The 20115-nt window shown below is 30.5% G+C and carries 16 protein-coding genes and 1 other RNA gene; 11 read left to right on the top strand and 6 right to left on the bottom strand.

Annotated features, from left to right (window positions below; genetic code table 11):
* Positions 1-67: 67 nt before the first annotated feature.
* The 3 genes from CQA53_RS02465 to CQA53_RS02455 all read right to left on the bottom strand — a co-directional run bounded on the left by CQA53_RS02465 (position 68) and on the right by CQA53_RS02455 (position 3374).
* Complete coding sequence (locus tag CQA53_RS02465; RefSeq protein ID WP_115542432.1) at positions 68-1420, bottom strand: sodium-dependent transporter; 1353 nt, start codon at positions 1418-1420, stop codon at positions 68-70.
* Positions 1421-1815: 395 nt separating this feature from the next.
* Positions 1816-1913, bottom strand: an RNA gene (ffs, locus tag CQA53_RS02460) — signal recognition particle sRNA small type.
* 450 nt (positions 1914-2363) lie between these two features.
* Complete coding sequence (locus tag CQA53_RS02455) at positions 2364-3374, bottom strand: glycosyltransferase family 10 domain-containing protein (protein WP_115542431.1); 1011 nt, start codon at positions 3372-3374, stop codon at positions 2364-2366.
* Between the two features lie 263 nt (positions 3375-3637).
* On the opposite strand from CQA53_RS02455, the gene CQA53_RS02450 reads away from it, so the two are divergent.
* The 4 genes from CQA53_RS02450 to CQA53_RS02435 all read left to right on the top strand — a co-directional run bounded on the left by CQA53_RS02450 (position 3638) and on the right by CQA53_RS02435 (position 8848).
* Positions 3638-4426, top strand: a complete 789-nt coding sequence (locus CQA53_RS02450) for a metal ABC transporter ATP-binding protein (protein WP_115542430.1) — start codon at positions 3638-3640, stop codon at positions 4424-4426.
* Complete coding sequence (locus CQA53_RS02445) at positions 4427-5776, top strand: FAD-dependent oxidoreductase (RefSeq protein WP_181882329.1); 1350 nt, start codon at positions 4427-4429, stop codon at positions 5774-5776. It begins immediately after the preceding gene.
* A gap of 365 nt (positions 5777-6141) precedes the next feature.
* Positions 6142-7176, top strand: a complete 1035-nt coding sequence (gene aroB, locus CQA53_RS02440) for a 3-dehydroquinate synthase (RefSeq protein ID WP_115542428.1) — start codon at positions 6142-6144, stop codon at positions 7174-7176.
* Positions 7160-8848 (top strand): mechanosensitive ion channel family protein, encoded by a 1689-nt coding sequence (locus CQA53_RS02435; RefSeq protein WP_115542427.1) that lies wholly within the window; start codon positions 7160-7162, stop codon positions 8846-8848. Before aroB ends, CQA53_RS02435 begins: the two co-directional genes overlap by 17 nt.
* Positions 8849-9046: 198 nt before the next feature.
* On the opposite strand, the gene CQA53_RS02430 is transcribed toward CQA53_RS02435, so the two are convergent.
* Positions 9047-11407: a bifunctional ADP-dependent NAD(P)H-hydrate dehydratase/NAD(P)H-hydrate epimerase gene (locus CQA53_RS02430; RefSeq protein WP_115542426.1), complete on the bottom strand. Its 2361-nt coding sequence runs from the start codon at positions 11405-11407 to the stop codon at positions 9047-9049.
* Between the two features lie 156 nt (positions 11408-11563).
* The gene (locus CQA53_RS02425; protein WP_181882325.1) at positions 11564-12715 is read right to left on the bottom strand and encodes an MFS transporter; all 1152 of its coding nucleotides are present in this window, start codon (positions 12713-12715) and stop codon (positions 11564-11566) included.
* 356 nt (positions 12716-13071) lie between these two features.
* On the opposite strand from CQA53_RS02425, the gene CQA53_RS02420 reads away from it, so the two are divergent.
* Positions 13072-13500 (top strand): hypothetical protein, encoded by a 429-nt coding sequence (locus CQA53_RS02420; RefSeq protein WP_115542424.1) that lies wholly within the window; start codon positions 13072-13074, stop codon positions 13498-13500.
* 73 nt (positions 13501-13573) lie between these two features.
* The gene (locus tag CQA53_RS02415) at positions 13574-14173 is read left to right on the top strand and encodes an FkbM family methyltransferase (protein WP_115542423.1); all 600 of its coding nucleotides are present in this window, start codon (positions 13574-13576) and stop codon (positions 14171-14173) included.
* A gap of 128 nt (positions 14174-14301) precedes the next feature.
* On the opposite strand, the gene CQA53_RS02410 is transcribed toward CQA53_RS02415, so the two are convergent.
* The gene (locus CQA53_RS02410) at positions 14302-14961 is read right to left on the bottom strand and encodes a response regulator transcription factor (protein ID WP_115542422.1); all 660 of its coding nucleotides are present in this window, start codon (positions 14959-14961) and stop codon (positions 14302-14304) included.
* 474 nt (positions 14962-15435) lie between these two features.
* On the opposite strand from CQA53_RS02410, the gene CQA53_RS02405 reads away from it, so the two are divergent.
* The 5 genes from CQA53_RS02405 (at position 15436) to CQA53_RS02385 (ending at position 19882) form a co-directional block, all read left to right on the top strand.
* Positions 15436-16200: an ABC transporter permease gene (locus CQA53_RS02405; RefSeq protein ID WP_115542421.1), complete on the top strand. Its 765-nt coding sequence runs from the start codon at positions 15436-15438 to the stop codon at positions 16198-16200.
* A complete protein-coding gene (locus CQA53_RS02400; RefSeq protein ID WP_115542420.1) occupies positions 16200-17045 on the top strand; it encodes an ABC transporter ATP-binding protein in 846 nt (281 codons plus the stop codon). Before CQA53_RS02405 ends, CQA53_RS02400 begins: the two co-directional genes overlap by 1 nt.
* 56 nt (positions 17046-17101) lie before the next feature.
* Positions 17102-17605, top strand: coding sequence for an OsmC family protein (locus CQA53_RS02395; protein WP_115542419.1), 504 nt, complete (start codon positions 17102-17104; stop codon positions 17603-17605).
* Between the two features lie 520 nt (positions 17606-18125).
* A complete protein-coding gene (locus CQA53_RS02390; RefSeq protein ID WP_115542418.1) occupies positions 18126-19256 on the top strand; it encodes an acyl-CoA dehydrogenase family protein in 1131 nt (376 codons plus the stop codon).
* A 164-nt stretch (positions 19257-19420) separates the two neighbouring features.
* Positions 19421-19882 carry a hypothetical protein gene (locus tag CQA53_RS02385; protein WP_245945585.1) on the top strand — a complete coding sequence of 154 codons (462 nt, stop codon included), beginning with the start codon at positions 19421-19423 and terminating at the stop codon, positions 19880-19882.
* Positions 19883-20115 lie beyond the last annotated feature (233 nt).

Here is a 20115-nt window from a genome sequence, read left to right as displayed (position 1 = left end):
TATATTCTTTAAACTTGTGTTAAATTCAATAAATATAAAGTAAAAACAAATTTTTCTTGCACTTTCCTTACAAAAACGAATAGAATTTATTGGCAAAGATCATGATAATCATCAAAGGAGCTATAATTTTTATACAAAAATACCAAATCTCAAAAATAATGTTACTTCTAAAATAACTACTTGTCCATGTTTGTAATGTTTCCTTTTTTACAAAATATCCTATAAATAATGTAATTAAAAAACTTCCCCATGTCAATAAAATATTGGCACTAAGTGATACAGAGAGACTAAAAAGACTTTGCCCAAAAAATTTAAAATAATGTCCAATGTCAGCATTTAACGACAGAATAACAAGAACCCCTGCAAGAAAGATTCCAGAAGTAACCATATAAGTAATCTTTACGCGAGAGACTTTTGTCCTGTCGCAGAGATATTTTATGCAGGGTTCAAGTAATGAAACGGTTGAAGAAATTCCGGCAAAAAGCAATCCAACCATAAAGAATATGGATAATATGCTACCAAATATTCCAAAATGTCCAAACATAACAGGCAGTGTAATAAAAATTAAACCTTCACCATCACCAATATTGTTAAAATCTCCATACTCAAATACAAAAGCAAAAATCATTAAACCAGCAACGAGCGAAATAATAATACCAGAAATGACAATAAATAATGCACTTGAGAGAAGATTTTGTTGTTTTCCTATATGTGCAGAATAAGTAAGAATTGTTCCGGCCCCTAATGATAATGAAAAAAATACTTGCCCCATTGCATCAACAATGACTTCAGAGGTTATTTTTGAAAAATCAGGCTTAAACATAAAATTAACACTCTGCGGAAAACTCTGTAATGTCATTGCATAAAAAAGTAATGCAAAAAATATAAAAAAAAGTAGAGGCATTAAAATATAGTTTAATTTCTCAATACCCCTTATTCCATGTGCGACACTATAAGCAGTTATTAATAAAACAATACCAAAGCAAACAAGCTGATAGGGAAGTTGTGCTGTGCTTCTACTAAAAGATTCAAAAATTTCTTTACTTTGTAAAAAATCTATTGGCAAATTAAAACTAACAGATACCAAATAATACAACACCCATCCTAACACAGCACAATAAAAAGTTAATGTGACTGGACCAGTAATCAAAACAAACCCCATAAAACGCCATGGAGTTTGTTTATTCTGTGCAATTTCTTTAAAACTATCGGGGACATTTTTACATCCTTGTTGTCCAATAAGCATTTCTGCAATAAGCATTGCCACACCAATAAAAATTGAAATAGCCAAGAATAGTAAAACAAATGCACTACCCCCGCTTGTCCCAGTTGCAGTAGGAAAACGCCAAATATGTCCCAATCCGATAGAGCTACCAAGTGCAGCAAGGATAAAACCGATTTTCCCAAAGTTTGTTTGCATAAAAATCCCATATTTAAAAAATGTAAAAGCCTCTATTCTAACAAATTTTACATTTACTTTGATAATTTTTAGGATATTGTAATTAGATTTTAAAACTCTTTTATCATATTGCTTAAAATAATATATAGTGTGATATAAACGCAAATGAATATGTGATTATTTTTAAAATTTAGCTTGGAATCTTACTCTTTCCATATCTAAAATAATTAAAAAATTACACTATAAATATACAAAAACTATTAAAAATAATGGACTAAAAAAGATATTTTTATAGAAAAACTTAAGAAATAATTACAACAGTTATAGATTTATTATCTTACCTGTAACTACGCAAAAAAATACATAAAAGAAAATTAAAAAGTTGGAAATTAGGTTTTATAATGAAGTTTAAACCTTTCCAGCCAGGAACCAATGGCACACAAGAAATACAAGTGCTCTGCTATGTTCCCATCCTGAAGCATTGCTTATAAGTCCTATTGCATAGGGCTAACCAGAAAGGCAATGAATTATAATATACTTTTGTTTAAAACTTCCTTAAAAAGCTAGAATCTTATGTAAAATCCATATCCACAATTATATTTGCATTTCAAAACTATCTCATAGAAAATTAAATATTTATAATTCTTTCCTGTTTAATTTAGGAATGGATGTAAATGCAAATTAGATGTTCATAGAAATATGCAATGTCAGATTTTAGAATCTCAAAAAGGGATAAATAGACAAGTTGCCTAAGAAATATCACTACATGCTTATAAATTTTTATGAAAATCTTTTTTGTTAGTTATTTATTATTGATTTAATGACAATTTAATATCCTTTTATGACATCAAATCTTATCTCATTTTTTCTTATTAATCTTGGAAACAATTAAAAAAGTTTTTATCCATTGTTTCAAGTCATTGTAAAATCATATTTTAATTTTTGATTTTTATCTTTAAACTCTTTATTTTTTGCTATTTAAAAAAAGCTTTTCATAGAGTATGTCATCTATATTGAGATAATGTAGGCTTCGTTCATAATTATCGATAATCGCACTCAATCTACTTTGATAATCCTTTTCATTACATGTTTTTATAATGTTATCGAGATTGTTAATATCGTTTGGACTAATTTGGATAATACCATCTGTGTTAAAAAATTTACCAATTCTAGTTGCACCTAAGTATATCGGAACACTCATGGAGATAAAGCAATTAAGAATTTTTTCGGTAAAATAATATTCGCTTTGTTGGTTTTCGATTGCTATATGATAACGATATGTATCTAATGCTTCTGAACTATATTGAATCCCTTTATTGACATACGCGCCAAACAAATCTACCGCAGTATTATTTTTTAAATTATCTGCTATGGTATTGCGTATTTTATGAAGTGGAGTAAAATTTTTCCCAGATATAATCATTGAGACTTCTTTATTTTTTATTTCAAATTTTTTCTCATTATAAGTTCGTGGGTCCCCGGATTCAAGATAACACCAAGGACTACTACCGCAAATTAACATCGCGTTTGGATATTTGTTGAGTATCTCTTCATCGTGAGTAAGGATAGAAGTAAATTCTGCTGCTAATCCTTGAGATTTGAGTATTTCAGCATATATTTTTTTATTTATGGAACGAGGTTCACCAAATAATGCGAATTTTTTAATCCCCCCCCCCATAGTTTGAAAGATGTCATTATCTGTGTAAAAATGTATATCTAATCCAAAGTTGTATCTATCCCACAAGAAGTATTTACTATTATTGTATGGGCTATATGAGGTTGCAGCACTTCTCAAAAAGAAAATATCCATTAATCTTCCATCTTTATTATAAATTTTAGGCTTTGTAAAATTAAATCGTATTTTTTTATTATAAGGTGGATAGTAACATTTTCCATAATATTCATGTTGGAAGCTTAATCTATTCTTTTTATTTCTTATGAAATCAATAAAATCTTGCACAAATCGGATTCTCATTCTTACTCTTTATAATTAGGTAATATACCTTGATATTATATCACAAATCAACATTGTTTCATCGATGATTTATTAAACAGACTTCACATATTCTTTACAAAACCACACTTATAATAATTTGTTGAATAAAGCAGGTACTATTTATTATATGGGTTTATTTTTTATTTTCAATACTTAAATAGAATCTAATATGCTATAATTTAATAATTTCAGTTCATACAACAATATTTCTAATTGAAGTAAAGATATAGAAAGTTTTTATTATGCAATATAATTATATGCAACCTAACTCTCAACACATAAAACAAGAAATGCAAGAAGCAATTATAAGTGGTAAAAATATCTCATTTTATTATAAGAAAGAAAATATTTTTACTGATATTAATTTTGATATTTTTCATAAAGAGTTTTTGGGTATTATAGGACCAAATGGTGGAGGCAAAACAACTTTTATTAAACTTTTATTGGGATTATTGAAAATATCAAGTGGAATTATAGCCTATCCAAACCCTGATTTGTTTATGCATCAAAAAGATATTGGCTATGTTCCACAAAATACACAAATTAATCTTAATTTTCCTATTATGGCAATTGAAGTTGTGGAAATGGGATTTTTAGAAACAAGATTTTTTGGTTTTCGTGTAAAAAAGAAACAACGAGAAAAAGCTTTAGAGATTCTACAAAAGCTCGAAATTAAACATCTTGCATATAAAAAAATTAATGAATTAAGTGGAGGACAAAGACAAAGAGTCCTTATAGCAAGGGCAATAGCGGGTAATCCTAAGTTACTCATTTTAGATGAACCAACCTCAAATATAGACACACAAACCCAAACTGAAATATATAAATTATTAAAAAAAATTAACGAATTTCATACTATAATTACGATTAGTCACGATATACCCATTACTTTAGAGTATGCATCAAGAATTTTATATATTAATAGGGCAATATATAGCCACAAAGTCCCGCAACTTACTCTAAATAAAAATGGACATATTTGTGAAATTGATATTTTTGAAGATTTTGCAAGTAGTTGCGTAAGGAGATAAATAATGAATGAATTTGATGTTGTCATCATTGGTGGTGGTGTAAGTGGATGTTGCACTTTTTATACCTTAACCCAATATAGTAATATAAAAAAAGTAGCTATTGTAGAGAAAGAATCCCAGCTTGCACAGATTAGCTCAAATCATAAAGCAAACTCACAAACAATTCATGATGGTTCAATTGAGACAAATTATACAGCAGAGAAAGCAAGAGGCGTGCGGTTATCTGCACAAAAAGTACGAAATTTTGCACTGAAAGAAGGGTTGCAGAATACCATTATTTTCAATATGCAGAAAATGGCAATTGGTGTAGGTGATGTTGAATGTGAATATATGGTGCGACGTCATGAGGAATTTAAGGAAATTTTTCCCGGATTACAGTTTTATACTAAAGAGCAAATCAAAGCTATGGAGCCTAAAGTTATTGAAGGTGCAAATGGTAATGATAGACCCGAGAATGTTGTAGCATCAGGATATGAATCTGATTGGTGTGCTGTCAATTTTGAACGATTAAGCGAATATTTTGTGCAAAAAGCAAAAGAAAAAAATCCTCAAAATGAGATTTTTTTGAATTTTCGAGTAAAAGCTATTGAGCAAAAAAATACTGGTTATCGTGTTGTGTCTGCCGATGGTAAGGAGATTTATGCTAAGTTTGTGCTTGTGGATGCAGGATCTTATGCACTCCCACTTGCACAAAGTGCTGGATATGGATTAGATTTAGGTTGTTTGCCTGTTGCCGGGAATTTTTATTTTGCTCCAAACATCTTAAAAGGAAAAGTATATTGTGTGCAAAATCCAAAACTTCCATTTGCTGCATTACATGGTGACCCAGATATTGTTATGGAAGGAAAAACAAGACTCGGGCCAACTGCCCTTGCTATGCCGAAACTAGAACGTGGTAAGCATTGGTTTGATAAACTCAGCCCAGACTTATTAAAACTTGATATGCATAAAGAAATTTTTCAAATCTCATATGATCTTTTTAGAGATTCTGAAATTCGTCATTATGTATTACGAAATATATTATTTGGACTACCCTATTTTGGTAAAAAAATGTTTCTTAAAGATGCACAAAAAATTATTCCTTCCCTCAAGCTTGATGATGTGAGTCTCGCACGTGGTTATGGCGAAGTGCGACCACAAGTTCTCGACAGAAGTGCAAAAAAACTTGTAATGGGGGAAAAACGTATACGAACAGGTAAAGGCATAACTTTTAATATGACACCTTCACCAGGTGCAACTTCATGTCTTCAAAATGCTATGGTAGATGCACAAGAAATTGCAGAATATTTGAATATCACATTTGATAAAGAAAAATTTTTACAAGATCTTTCACCCGAAGAATTACAATAAATAAACTTTTTATTACAAAATGCCCTTAACAGAAGAGAAAATGTAATGCTTGTTATTCTTTGGGGTTTTGGCTTTGCTACCATTAGCTAGGCAATCAAGCTCAAAGCTCTTTCAATAAGAGTATCTTTTTTATACGATAAACAAAATTATAAATTTTAATAAAACTACTGAAAATAATATTCTTAAAGAATCAACAAGAAAAGTCATTGTGATACCTTGAGGATTAGCGTTTAAGATTCTGGAAGTTTGTAAATATACTTTTATATAGTTTGCTGATATATCCTAAATAATCTTTATGAAAAAATAACAACAAAAATGTAAAACTAAGATATAATAAACAGAAGTTTGATATATTAAGGCTAAGTATGAAGTCAATCATCAGAGTTAAAACTCAATCACAAAATTATGAAGTTATCATTGATGTATTAAAACATATAAACTTTGATACAGAAGTGTTGCTTGTAACCACACAGAGTGTAGCAAATATTTTCTTGGATAATATCCTTACATATATAGAGGCAAATAAAGTAGAAACATGTATTTTACCTGATGGTGAAGAGCAAAAGACATTGCAAACCATAGAAAAAATTCTTAACAAAGCATTTGAAGTAAAGCTTAATCGTAACTCCATGATGATTGCATTAGGTGGTGGCGTGATTACAGATATGGTAGGTTTTGCAAGCGGGATTTACCAGAGAGGAATTGGTTTTGTTAGTATCCCTACTACTTTACTTGCGATGGTTGATGCAAGTGTTGGTGGAAAATGCGGTGTGAATAACGCTTATGGAAAAAATTTAATTGGACTCTTTCATCAACCAAAAGCTGTATATATTGATTTAAGATTTTTAGAGACACTACCAAAAAGAGAATTTAACGCTGGGTTTGCTGAAATCATTAAAATCTTAGCTTGTTTTGATTATTCTTTATTACAAGATTTTCATGCCAATCAAATTGAAACATATATCAAACGAAGTATTGAACTTAAAGCACTTATTGTGCAAGAAGATGAGCAAGAAAAAAATGGAAAACGGGCATTATTAAATTATGGACACACTTTTGCACATGTTATTGAATTAGAGGGTAGATTCAGTAAGTATTTACATGGTGAGGCTGTAAGCATGGGTATTATTATGGCAAATACTCTCTCACAAAAACTTGGAATATTATCAGAAGAAATTGCTCTTTGTATAGAAAATCTTCTCAAACAATGTGGATTACCTACAAAATATAAAATTGAAAATATTGAATCTTTTTACCAAGCTTTTTTTCTTGATAAAAAAAGTCTTGATTCAAAACTACATTTTGTCTTATTAGAATCAACATCTATAATACAGGCTAAAGTGCATAACACAATACCTAAAGAAACTTTATTTGAGGTGTTATATGAATTTTCTAAATAGATACATTGTTGGTTATAAAGTTCCCTCTTTTATATATTTACAATTACAAAAAAATAAATTTGTAACATATACCCTTTTACTGCTTTTTCTTCATATCATATTGTATGCAAATATAAATAATGAAACGAATCAATTAGACAAATTTCAATCCAATACCAAACATTCCAATCTCTCTACTTATCAAGAAAAATTGCGACAACTTGATATGACATTAAATAATACAGAAAGTATTTGGCTTAAACGTTATGAAAATTTCCATAATTATCATGCTATATCAGAAGAAATTAAATTACTTGAAAACAATGACTTAGATTCCGCATATGACACACAGACAGCACATAGGTTAGAAACTTTACACAAACAACAAATCATGCTTGAACAATATCGCAATAAACCATTTGGGGAGTTACTTGAAAAACCAACGCTTGAAACACCACCAACACTTACAAATCCATTTGGTATATTTACGGCACTCTCCTATATGAGACATATTGCCTCTCTAAAGACAAACATGCAAAATTATAGACAAAATCTTGAGAAACTTCTTGCGACAATTGAAAAAAAGATTGAGATTCTAGAATCTATCCTTACAAATACAAATCTCACAAATAAACAAAAACAGGAATATCAAAGTATTCTAAATACCACACGAGAACAAAATTTTGAATTTCAAAGTGCCAAAAATATCTTAGAAACAACTATTGATGTTTTTGATAAAGACACAAATGAGATTGAGACTAATTTAGAACTACAAATTAAGAATCAAATTCTCAAACTCGGTTATATTGGTGTTGGCATTATTATTAGTATTGTCATTGCTTTTATCTTTAAAATGCTTGTAAAACGATATATTCATCATCATGAACGAGCTTATACAACAAGTAAAGTTATTAATGTATTTAATATTACTGTGATTTTCTTTATCTTACTTTTTGCCTACATTGATAATGCAACTTATGCTGTGGCTATGGTAGGTTTCGCTTCTGCGGGTTTGGCAATTGCTATGAAAGATATGTTTATGAGTACACTAGGATGGCTTGTTATTGTGCTTGGGGGGAGTATTCATGTTGGGGATAGAATCAGAGTGCGTAAAGAAAACGAAGTCTTTATTGGAGATGTCTTAGATATTTCTATGCTTAGAATCACTATCTATGATGATATTACACAAGCTTCATATAGAGAAAATCATCGTGCAGGAAGACTCATTTTTATTCCGAATAACTATATTTTTACTAATCTTATTGCAAATTATACTTATGGGGATTTAACAAATATTTGGGATAGCGTTGAAGTTTGCATTACCTTTGATTCTAATATTGAAAAGGCAAAAAAAATAGCATTAGAAGTCGCAATGATTCATGCAAATACTTATACACAAGAAACAAAGCGACAAATGAGAAGTATGAGAGACAGATTCTCGCTTGTAGATTCTGCTTTGAATGTTAATCCTCGTGCATTTAATTTCATTAAAGAAAATGGTATGGAAATATCAGTATGGTTTCAAAATTATGCGTATGCGACTTTAAAATTAAAAAGTATAATTGCCAAAGAAATTGTTGAGAAATATCTTCAAGAAGATGATATTCAAATTGCTTATCCTATTACGCGCATTGTGTATGACAAACAAAATGGTTTAGGTTTGGAAAACTTTGCATTTACGACAAATCAATAATTATTGCCGATAAATTTGCATTGAAAAATGTAGTTGTTTTTTACTTTTTCATTTTTCTAAGATATTATAAAAATTAATAAGATTGTAATTTTTAGTTTCTTAAATGTTTGTCTAGACATTCCTTTATAAATTATCTTGACCCTATTACAATCATAGAATCATTTACTATTACATCATAAATAGGTGGAGGTTTTTTGTTTATTTCTTAAATAATTTATTTACCCATAATTGCTCTAAAGATTTTATTAGTTTCATCGGTGAAAGAGCATAAGATTGCCATTTTTTAAGTGCATTTTGACCTGCTAAAGCATGCACTAAACTCGCTTGTTTGCATGCCTCAAAGCTATTGTACCCTTGTGCAAGTAGTGCGACAATCATACCGCTCAAAACATCGCCACTTCCACCTTTTGCGAGATTTGAGCTTCCAAGTGTGTGTATAAAAACCATATTCTGAAAAACGATTATTGTATTTGCACCTTTAATTAAACATACAACATGGGGGAATAAGCCTGAAAATTGCAATGCTAATAATGGTATATTGCGTAATATAAAGTCAAGTTTGCAAGACTCATGAAGCAAACCAATATTTTGTAAAAGTGCTAAAAATTCTTTAGGGTGCGGTGTTATTACAACTTCAGAAAAGAATGATAAAAGAGGTATAATCTCCTTTCTATAAAGAATATCAGCATCAAAAACAATTGGAATTTCACAAGAATAGTTTGAAAAAATTGCTTTTTTTGTATCACAAAATTGCTTTTTTTGTATATCAATCAAATTCTCTATCATACTTTTTTTGTTTTTTTGTGCTTTCTTATAATCAATGTAGCAAGATTCTTTCTCTGTAAAGCTCTTTTGTATAGAATCTTGCTGTATTTTTAAGTCTTTTTGCAAAAGATCTTGTATATTCTTATTCTCAAGTCCCGTAATTCCACATAATTCATAAAGTAACCCAAAGAGATTGTTATATTGACAATCATCATAACCAAGCCCCATACCTACACCAAAAGCATTCCTCCCAGATTGTTGAGTGTCTGAATCTTTAGAATTTTTCATGAGATTATGTGTATAATATTGTTTAAATGATGTCTTTGTATAAATAATTTCAGAATCTTTTATTATTTTTATTGTATCATCTTGTAAAAAATTTGTGCAAAGACATGTTTTCCCTGCCCCAAATGCCTGTGCAGCTTTTGCAGATAAAAGGCTTGCTCCTTCCATTTCCCCGCTTATGATATATGCAGTTCCATAACTTCCTTTATGAGCATTTTGTGTTATGCGGAGAGGTAAATTAATATCATCTTGATTGAGTAAAAAAATGGTAGAATTTTGTAAAATGTTGAGAGATTCGCTAACAAAATCCTTTTTATTTGTTTCTTGATTATTCATATTCCTTTCTTCTCTTAAAGTATTTTCTTTGTCATGTTGCTGCTTGTTTGATGATATATTTCTATGATATTGTGAGGTTGGAATATCACAATATCTCTCTTGTGATATTCCTAGATTACTTATTTTTATTTTTCCTATTGTGTCTTTTATACGAGAATCTAAAAGTGAGAGGCTCAATGCTCCCATGCAAAAAGTATAATGATAGTTTGTTAAAATGTCATCAATGTCGTTGTTATGCCCCAAGATGTTTGGCAAACCACTTGGCATATCGCATGCGATTTTAATGGCTTGTGTAGCATTTAAGTCATTTCTTAAATGGAGATAATTGCTATATGCTTGGAGATTTCTTTTTTGGTTATCAAAACCTGAACCAAAGATACAATCAATAACAATATCAGTTGTATTAAGAGATTGCAATATTTTGTGTAAAAACTGATAATGTATATCTGGTAGAAGTATATCATCCTGACATGCTTGGTAATAACGATGTGCCATTATAGAGAGTTTCTGCGTGTATATTCTTTCACAATCACTCAATAAATCTTTGTTGCAATTATGTTGATATTCTAATTCACATAAAGATAATATGGGATTCTTTTTATCTAAAAACTTTTTACAAAAAAGAAAAAAATGTTCAAAAAGACTTTTATTCTTTGTGCTTGTTGCAGAATCTTGAAAAAGTTTTTGTAAATTTTGTATAAATTCATTTTTGCTTTGATAAGATATTGTTCTATCATTTTTTATCCACTCTAAAAAATCATAATATTCTATTATATCTATGCCACATCCATTTGTATGTTTTTGTAATATATTATTCGCAGGGGAGTTTATCTGCGTAGCAGAGTTTTTATTTTTTTGCCTTATAATTTTCTTAAGAATATCCAGTTGCATTTTGCAAAGTTCGCTTTGTGGTTCTTTGAGTAGCACAACCAAAATATGAATATGTGGTAATAATGCGTTGAGAATCCTTGCACCAACCAATCCATCAGCACCATTATCACCACTGCCACATAAAAAAACTACTTTACTTTTATGAGATTTTTTTTTACATTTTTTGGCAATAAATCGTGCAAGATTACCACCTGCATTCTCCATAAGAAGTAGATTTGGAATCCCATACTCATGCACACAGAATCTATCATTATATTTCTTATCAAGAAAAACTTGTTGCATATGCTCTCCTTATTTGTGATTTCCTTCAATTTTATGAAAAAAATATTTGCATTTTATTATACCATTACAAATTCCTTTTACAATAGCTAAGTATTTGCTTGAGTTTAAGAATATGATGTCGACAAGCTTTCTTGTGATTAGCCCTTTTAGAGTGATTTATCCTAGCTTTTTCACCACCAATGCTACGATAAAAAGTAGCCCAACTATCACGCAGAGTGCGAATGTGAGACTTGTGGTGTGTGAGATATAGCCGATGAGTGCCGGTCCTAGCAATGTCCCTGAATAGCCGATAGTCGTTACTGCGGCGATAGCGGAGTTTAGCGACATATTGCCCTTGATACGCGGGATAGCCGAGATGATGAGTGGGATAACATTTGAGATTCCAAGTCCTGCGATGATACAGCCTATATAAGTCGCCCAGATATGAGGGACAAAGAGAAATATCATAAGCCCAACGATTGCCACTATTGCACTTAGGGCGATGAGTTTAGCATTATCAAAGCGATTTGCGAGATAATCCCCGCCAAGTCTCCCCAGTGTGATTGCTCCAAAAAAGAGTGAGAATCCATAGCCTGAACTCTCTCTTGCTATACCTTTGACTTCAATCAAAAATATCGCACTCCAATCCAAAAACACGCCCTCGCTCATATATGCGACAAAGCACACAAAGCCACATATTAGCACGATGAGGCTTGGTTTGACAAACTTTGCTTGAGAAGATTCTCCTCCAGAAGTCGTAAGCCCTTTTATTGATATGAGTGCGAGAAGCATAAAGGCACTTAAGATAATAAAAACAACGCTTTGAATGGCTATCCCCAAATCAAGCATAAAACTTGCCAACATACCGCATACGAAGCCTCCCGCGCTATACATACTATGGAATCCACTCATAAGTTTTTTATTCAGCGCATTTTCGACAAAAACAGCTTGAATATTCACCGAGACATCAGCTATCCCAACCCCTATCCCCATAAGCACCAAAATCACGCAAAGCAGGGCAATATCATCGACATAATTGATATTCAAAAGGACAAAAATATCTATAAAAATACAAAGAGTTATAGCATATCTGCACCCGATACGCGAGGCGACTTTGCCCGCTACCGCCATAGCGAGCATTGCTCCGATACCAATGAGCATAAGCAGTGAGCCGAGTTGAGAATCATTTAACCCCAATCGCTCCTTTGTGTAAGGGATAAGTATCGCCCACAGCGACATTCCCGAGCCAAGAATAAAAAATACAAAATAAGTAACGATTCGATTATAGAATCCTACTTGTGTGAGATTCTCTTGTATCTTATCGTGCATAATATTTCCTTTGTGCTGTATCATTTTGTTTTTTTGAAAATAATTGCGTTATTTTATCATAACTTATAAAGAGAATGGGTGAAGATAATTTGTTGTATAAGGATTTAGAAGTGTTGTAATATCGCGAAATTTATACCCTATATTCAATTTGATTTTTATTATTCAAGGTAGATTCTAAGAGTTTTTATTTTGTTTGTTGGTATTTATGATGAGATTTTATATCGTTGAATCTTTAGAATCTTCACTTATTCTTGCATAGTGCATGATAATTTTTGTAAATTTGATACAAAATATTGAAGAAAATGATAGAATTAATGTAAAATATGTATTTTACAATTCAAAACAAAAGGCAATATATGAGTAAAAAAATACGGAAGATTTTTGGAATCACTAAAGAGATAATAACAAAACAAAAAGGTCTCTATATTTGCACGAGACATCTTTATAGAATCTGTGGTCTCCCTATATTTTTTCGAGATAATAGAGAATCTTATAGAATACATACATTTTCCCCTCATTTGATGGTAATACAAATAGCTGAATATATTGTCAAATCTCCAGATATTGCGGAGAAAATTTATAATCTTACACGCGGTGTGGATTCAAAGCAAGCAAACAATATTATACGAGTTATCAAGCGATTACAACAAATGTATCTTCATCCTCACCATACTATACAAATAGATTCTCTAAATAATAAAGAAGAATTAGAGCAGATACAAAAAGTGCGACAATTTGGAAATGACATCTTAGAGATTACCCCCCCCCCCCCACAATATAAGTAGTGTCTTTTGTTATCAGGGATATTACCTGCCTATTCATCATTTTGAACCAAGTGTATTTTTCTATAAACATAGTATGAATATCTTAGAGCAAGAAACTTTAGAAAAAATAAAAGATAAAGATATTATTGATGTAGGTGGATTTATTGGTGATAGTGCAATAATCTTTGAGAGAGAATTTACACATAAACACATTCATAGCTTCGAGGCAACAAAAACAAATTATACTCTTATGCTAAAAACTTTAGAACTCAATAAATCAACACGTATTATTCCTATTAATAAAGGATTGGGAAGCAAAGAAGAGATTTTAGAAATCTCACTTATGGGATCTGCTTCGACACTTGATACAAAAAAGAATCAATACTATGATATAGAACACACAGAACAAGTCAAGATTATCACACTTGATTCGTATGTGAAAGAGCATAATATTGAAGTAGGATTTATCAAAGTCGATATTGAAGGTTTCGAGCAAGAATTTCTCAAAGGAGCGATGGAGACGATACGCACGCAAAAGCCCGCCATGCTTCTTAGTATATATCACAATGCCGATGACTTTTTTCATATTAAGCCGTTGATAGAATCTTGGGATTTGGGATATACATTCAAATTCAATAAACCAATAGATGGGAGTATAAGTACAGAAACTGCACTATATTGTGAGGTGTTATAGTGGATTCAATCTATGAATTTTAGTTTGGATTGCCGGGATAGATAGGTTTTATAAAACTTTAAAAGAGCAGTTGTATTTATCCATTAAAGCAAATATTTAACCTCTTAGTATTTTTTGAAATACTCTACTTATAAGCAAAATTTATATCCAACACCCCATACAGATTGTATATATTTAGAATCTTTTGCAGAATCTCCTAGCTTATTGCGAAGGTTGCGAATGTGTGTATCAATACTTCGTAGCCCCGTGTCTTCATGTATTGCATTAATTGTATGTGCAATTCGATCACGACTGATTGGTTGCAATCGATTTTCAATAAGAAAGAGCAAAATGTCAAATTCAGTATTTGTCAATTCAAGTAATTCATTATGAAGCTTGACAATTCTCTTTTTTGCATCAATATGTAAAAATCCAAAAATCATTTCTTGAGGTTCAATTCTACGCAATAAGGCTTTGATACGAGCAACTAACTCTAAAAAGTCATATGGTTTTGTAAGATAATCATCTGCCCCCTTCTCAAATGCATTCACTTTATGAGAAACTTCGCTATTAATAGAAGTTATAATAAGTGGTATTTTTACAATTTCACGAATTTTAACACAGAGTTCAAAATCATTTTCTTGTCGTGGTGTTATATCCAAAATAATTGCATCAATTTTATTGTGTTCTAAATTTTGTATAATATTTTTGTGGTTGCAACATATAGTATTAAAATTGGCATGGTTCAAGCATCGTTGCAATGATTGTTGTATATTTAAATCATTTTCAACTATGAGAATTTCTGACATTTTCTTGCCTTTCTTTTGGTATATATTTTACACAAAAACAGAAAAATACATATCATGAGCGTATTATATTATTTTACGCTTCAAAAGTCTATATAAATCTTAACATTTATAAAATTTTCAAGAAAACTTAACATTTTTTCAATAAATTTTCTTAACAAAATAAGAATTTCCTATTTTGTTAAAGCTTTAACACAGAATGTAATAAAAAATTCTGTATTGCAACGAAGTAATATATTTTATAATTTTTAAGATATATTTTTTAGAATCATTATAAGAAATATATCATTCCTTGATATACTAATACTTTAATATCAAATAATGATAACTTTATTAATATAAATAATATAAAAATAATAAATATTTAACATAAAAATATAAATATTACATATTATTAAATATTTAGTAGTATTATTTTATATAAAGAATAAATTGCATAAAATAAAATAGCAAAAAATTATGTAATGAAAGGGTAACATGTTTGCAATACAATGGTTTTGGCGTTTGTGTTCTATATTGTTGATTATTATACTTTGTTTTTTATGGCAATACTTTGTCAGTAATTATGCTAATACAGAACTTGTGCCAACTCCCTTGCAAGTTTGGGAAGAATTTTTAGATATGCAAAGTGAAGGTATTATTGTATTAAGTATTCAAGATTCTTTGTATCGCTTCTTTTTAGGGTTTTGTATTGGTTCAGTTTGTGCGGTTATGTGTGGGTTAATTTTTGGTTATTATCGTAATCTAGAGATTCTTTTTGAGCCATTATTGCAGATATTGCGTCCAATATCACCCATAGCATGGTTTCCTTTGGTTCTTTTGTGGCTTAATATTGGTGATATGCCGGCAATCTTTGTTATTGCATATGCGGTATTTTTTCCAATTCTTGCCTTGTGTATCACAGGTGTGCGTCAAATTGATAAAGATTTTATTGCAATGGCAAGAAACTTTGGAGCAAATAGTTACAAAATTTTTTATCATATTATTTTACCCGGCACTTTTTTACATATTTCAAGTGGGTTAAAGCTCGCAGCTTCTGTGGCGTGGATTCATCTTGTTGCTGGGGAAATGCTTGGTGCACAAACAGGGCTTGGCTATATCATTATTGATGGACGTAATTTTTTGAATACTCCTAAAGTTCTTGTGGGCGTGATTCTCATTGGCTTACTTGGTTATATTATTTATGAAATTTTTGTTCTATTAGAAAAGTTAGTAGGATATTTATTGGGGAGAGCAATGTAATGCAAAATATTTCTATTCATAATCTTTCAAAAACTTACCAGAAATCCAAAATTTTGCGTGGTATATCCCTTAATATTGAGGCAGGGGAATTTGTTACTTTACTTGGATCAAGTGGTTGTGGGAAAACAACTTTATTAAATATTTTAGGTGGCTTTACTGATTTTGATGATGGTGAAATTTATATAGATTCAAAGTGTTATAAACATTCTTTAAGTTTATCGCCAAAACGTATTAAAGTATTTCAAAATTATGTGCTTTTACCTTGGAAAAATGTGTTAAATCAAGTAGTTTTTGCATTAGAATCTATAATACATACACAGAAAAGATATGCTTCAAAATATGAGAGAGAGTATATTGCATGTGGAGATTCAATGCAATCTCAAATTCCATTTAAGAAGAACGAAATCCGAGATGTTGCGTTATATTATCTTGAGCTTGTTGGATTAAAAGAGCATATATATAAATTCCCGCATGAATTAAGTGGGGGACAACAAAGTCGTGTAAATATCGCAAGAGCTTTGTCAGTAAAACCGGAAGTGTTGCTTATGGATGAGCCATTTGGAGCACTTGATAGTTTTACGCGTGAAAATTTACAAAATGAATTAAAACTCATTGTAAATCGTCTAAAAACAACTTGTGTATTCGTAACACATGATATAGAAGAATCATTAATACTTGGTACAAAGATTGTTGTGATGAGTGCAACAGAAGGCAATGTTTCCCTGCAGATTCAGCCACATCGTCCTTATGACAAGCGAGATTCTTATTTTAGTCGCTTGAGAGAAGAAATATATAATGCGTTAAAATATCCTTATGTGAAAGCTTTACAGCAGTATGTGATTTAATCCGTGCCTTACTGCCCAATAGCATAAGGCACGAATATTTAAAAAGAAGGAATAATATGTTAGAATTAATTAGCAAAGCAGGTTTAGATGACCTCAAGGCAAAAGGCAAGAGTGATCCGCAAGTAGTAAAAACAGCAAAATGTAAAACGATTGTAAAAAAGAGATTTATTCATGAGAATCTTATTCGCAATCTTGCACCTCATATCATTGATGAGCCACATAGTTTGCTTGGCGATGATACTGCACCAAATCCTACGGAAGCATTGCTTGCTGCACTTGGAAGTTGTATATGTGTAGGGATTCAAGCAAATTGTGTGAATAAAAATATCGCCATAGAATCACTTGATATGGAACTTGAGGGTGATATTAATATCACTGCGGTTTGGGGAACAGGCGATTTAGATGAAAATAAAGAGTTGGGTATTACAGATATTCGTTTAAAAATAAATCTTGTATCTGATGCCACAGAAGAACAACGCAAAGCTATCATTAAGAATGCGATAAGGTGGTCGCCAGTTGTAAATACTCTCTTACGCAATGTGCGATTTCATGAAGAGTAATGTTTGATAGACGATTTCATATCATTTGAGAACAATAAGCGAGAATTTGATTCTATAAAATATATAGAATCTGAAATGAAATTCTATGATATATAAGGATAGATTGTTCTCACAATTACATTTCTTTGTAAGGATAGTTATAGGTTTCCTATACAGATTTTAATATCAATACAAAATAGAAGTTATGAGATTACTCTTATAATAAATTTCTAATATAGAATGTTCTATAAAGTGAAGTTTTTTGTTTGTATAATAATTTATACCAATGATTTAAATAAATAAGAAAGATTCTGAAGCTATATTGTGAAGACAATAAAAGTTCTTAGATATTAGTCTTTATGAAGTAAATCAAAGAAGTGTATTCAAGTATGTTGGAGGTTAAAGTAGTTTTTCATCATGAATTACTGATAATTTCTAGAATTCTGATGACATGCTGTGTCTTTATCTTTATTATATTTCTTAACGAAGTTATAGTTTATATATTATTACATAGAATATAAATTCTATTTAAGGAGTTTTTATGAAAATAGAAAATATTAGAAATGAACTTCAAACACATGTGAAGCCAAACCTTACAATAATACAAAAAGAGGGTTTGTATCCTAAAGAATCATTAATTGCAATGGGGAAATATGGACTTTATGAAAGTTTCTTACAACAAGGAGAAAAAGGATTATTGCAAAGTATTCTGGGTATAGCTGAAGTAAGCAGAGTGTGTATGAATACAGGGTTTTGCGTATGGTGTCAGAATGTTTTAGCATGGTATCTGTTTCAAACTTCTAATACTACTTTGAAGCAGAATCTTTTTATGGAAGTTTCAAAGGGACAAATACTTGGCGGAACAGGTTTATCAAATCCTATGAAATCATATTCAAAGTTAGAAAATGTATTACTTAAGGCAACCCAGACACAAGGAGGATTTATCATTAATGGCACTCTTCCTTGGGTATCAAATATTGAGTTTAATCATATTTTTGGGGCGGTCTGTAAGATAGATTCTAAAGAGTATAATCTTGCTTGTATTATTCGCATTTATGAACATAATTCTAGCATAAAGTTAAAAGATAACATCTCGTTTATCGCACTTGAAGGAAGTGCTACAAAATCGGTTATATTGCACAATTATTTTGTTCCAGAAAGTGATATTCTTGGGCTTCCCGCAGAAGATTTTTTATTGCGTATCGCAACAGGTTTTTTGCTCTTGCAAATAGGAATGGGGCTTGGTTGTCTTGATCTATCTCTTGATTTGATTAAAAAATCAAATAGAAAAAAATCAACAATTAATGCTTATTTACCAATATCTCAAGGGTATATTCAAGAACAAAGAGACAATCTTTTGAATACTCTAGAAAAACTTACAAACGAATTTGTATTGGGTGATAAAGAATATTTGAAAGCTGTTCTTGAGTTGCGATTAAAAGCTGGTTTACTTACTTTAGAATCTAGTCAAAGTGCGATGTTGCATGCTGGATCATCTGGATATTTAGCAAACTCCATAGAGTATAAATTACTTTTAGAATCTTATTTTGTTGCACTTGTAAGTCCATCTGTAAAACATTTGAATAAAGAATTGCATGATATAGCACAAAATAGTGGCACAGCAAAACATTGGATGAGAGTTGTAGAAAAATTTTATGCTCTAAACAATTAATCCATTTGTATATTGTTCAACAACATAAATATACATCTCTATGAATTGATATTCTCTTCCCAAATATTGCAGGAGATTCTCAAATCTTCAAAAAAAATCTATACTATATTAGATTATTTTTATCTTTTTTAGAAATAGTAGAGAGATTAAAATCAAGGATTAATATGCAAAAATTATATAGTAAAAAAAAAATATATTATTTATTAATGTTTATAGCATTTTTCCTAATATGTACACTTCATGCGGCTACAATTTCACCAAGTTTTGAATTAGATTTAGACCTTAAAAAAGATGAGGTGGTGTATGCAAGTATTCAATCGTCAAAAGATTCTCAAGGTTCAAGTGATGAGAAAGATTTTACTCTGCGTTGGACACTTTATCGCAATGAGGGCTTAGTTGTGCTTGTTCGTTATGATAAATATCCCTATCAATTTATACTTTATAAGGATTATAAGCTCAATGGTTGGACACTTAATTTACTAGACACACAGGGGGTAAATCGGAGTTTAAATCAACCCCATATTAAGATTTATTTTATTGGCATAGATGATCCCTTTAATGATGAAAAAACTATAGCACATTTGCGTATTTATGGTTTTGGAGATGTCAGCTTTTCTCGGAAATAGCATAGTCAAAATAGTATTGTTTCTTGCGTTAAACATATCATCAAAAATTACTTTTTTATAATTTACTCTATTTTTTGTAAAACTTTTGAAAACTATATTTGGGAAAATGGTATGGTAATAAAATTAGCTTCATTATAAAATTTTCAGTATAATTTTAATTGTGTAATTTCTATAATTGAGGTAACTATGGTGGATACTACAAAGAATTGTGATATACATTCAAATCACATTGC

It is taken from the genome of Helicobacter didelphidarum (assembly GCF_003364195.1).
GTDB classification, from domain to species: domain Bacteria; phylum Campylobacterota; class Campylobacteria; order Campylobacterales; family Helicobacteraceae; genus Helicobacter_A; species Helicobacter_A didelphidarum.
This window is presented reverse-complemented; position numbering and strand designations above follow the sequence as displayed.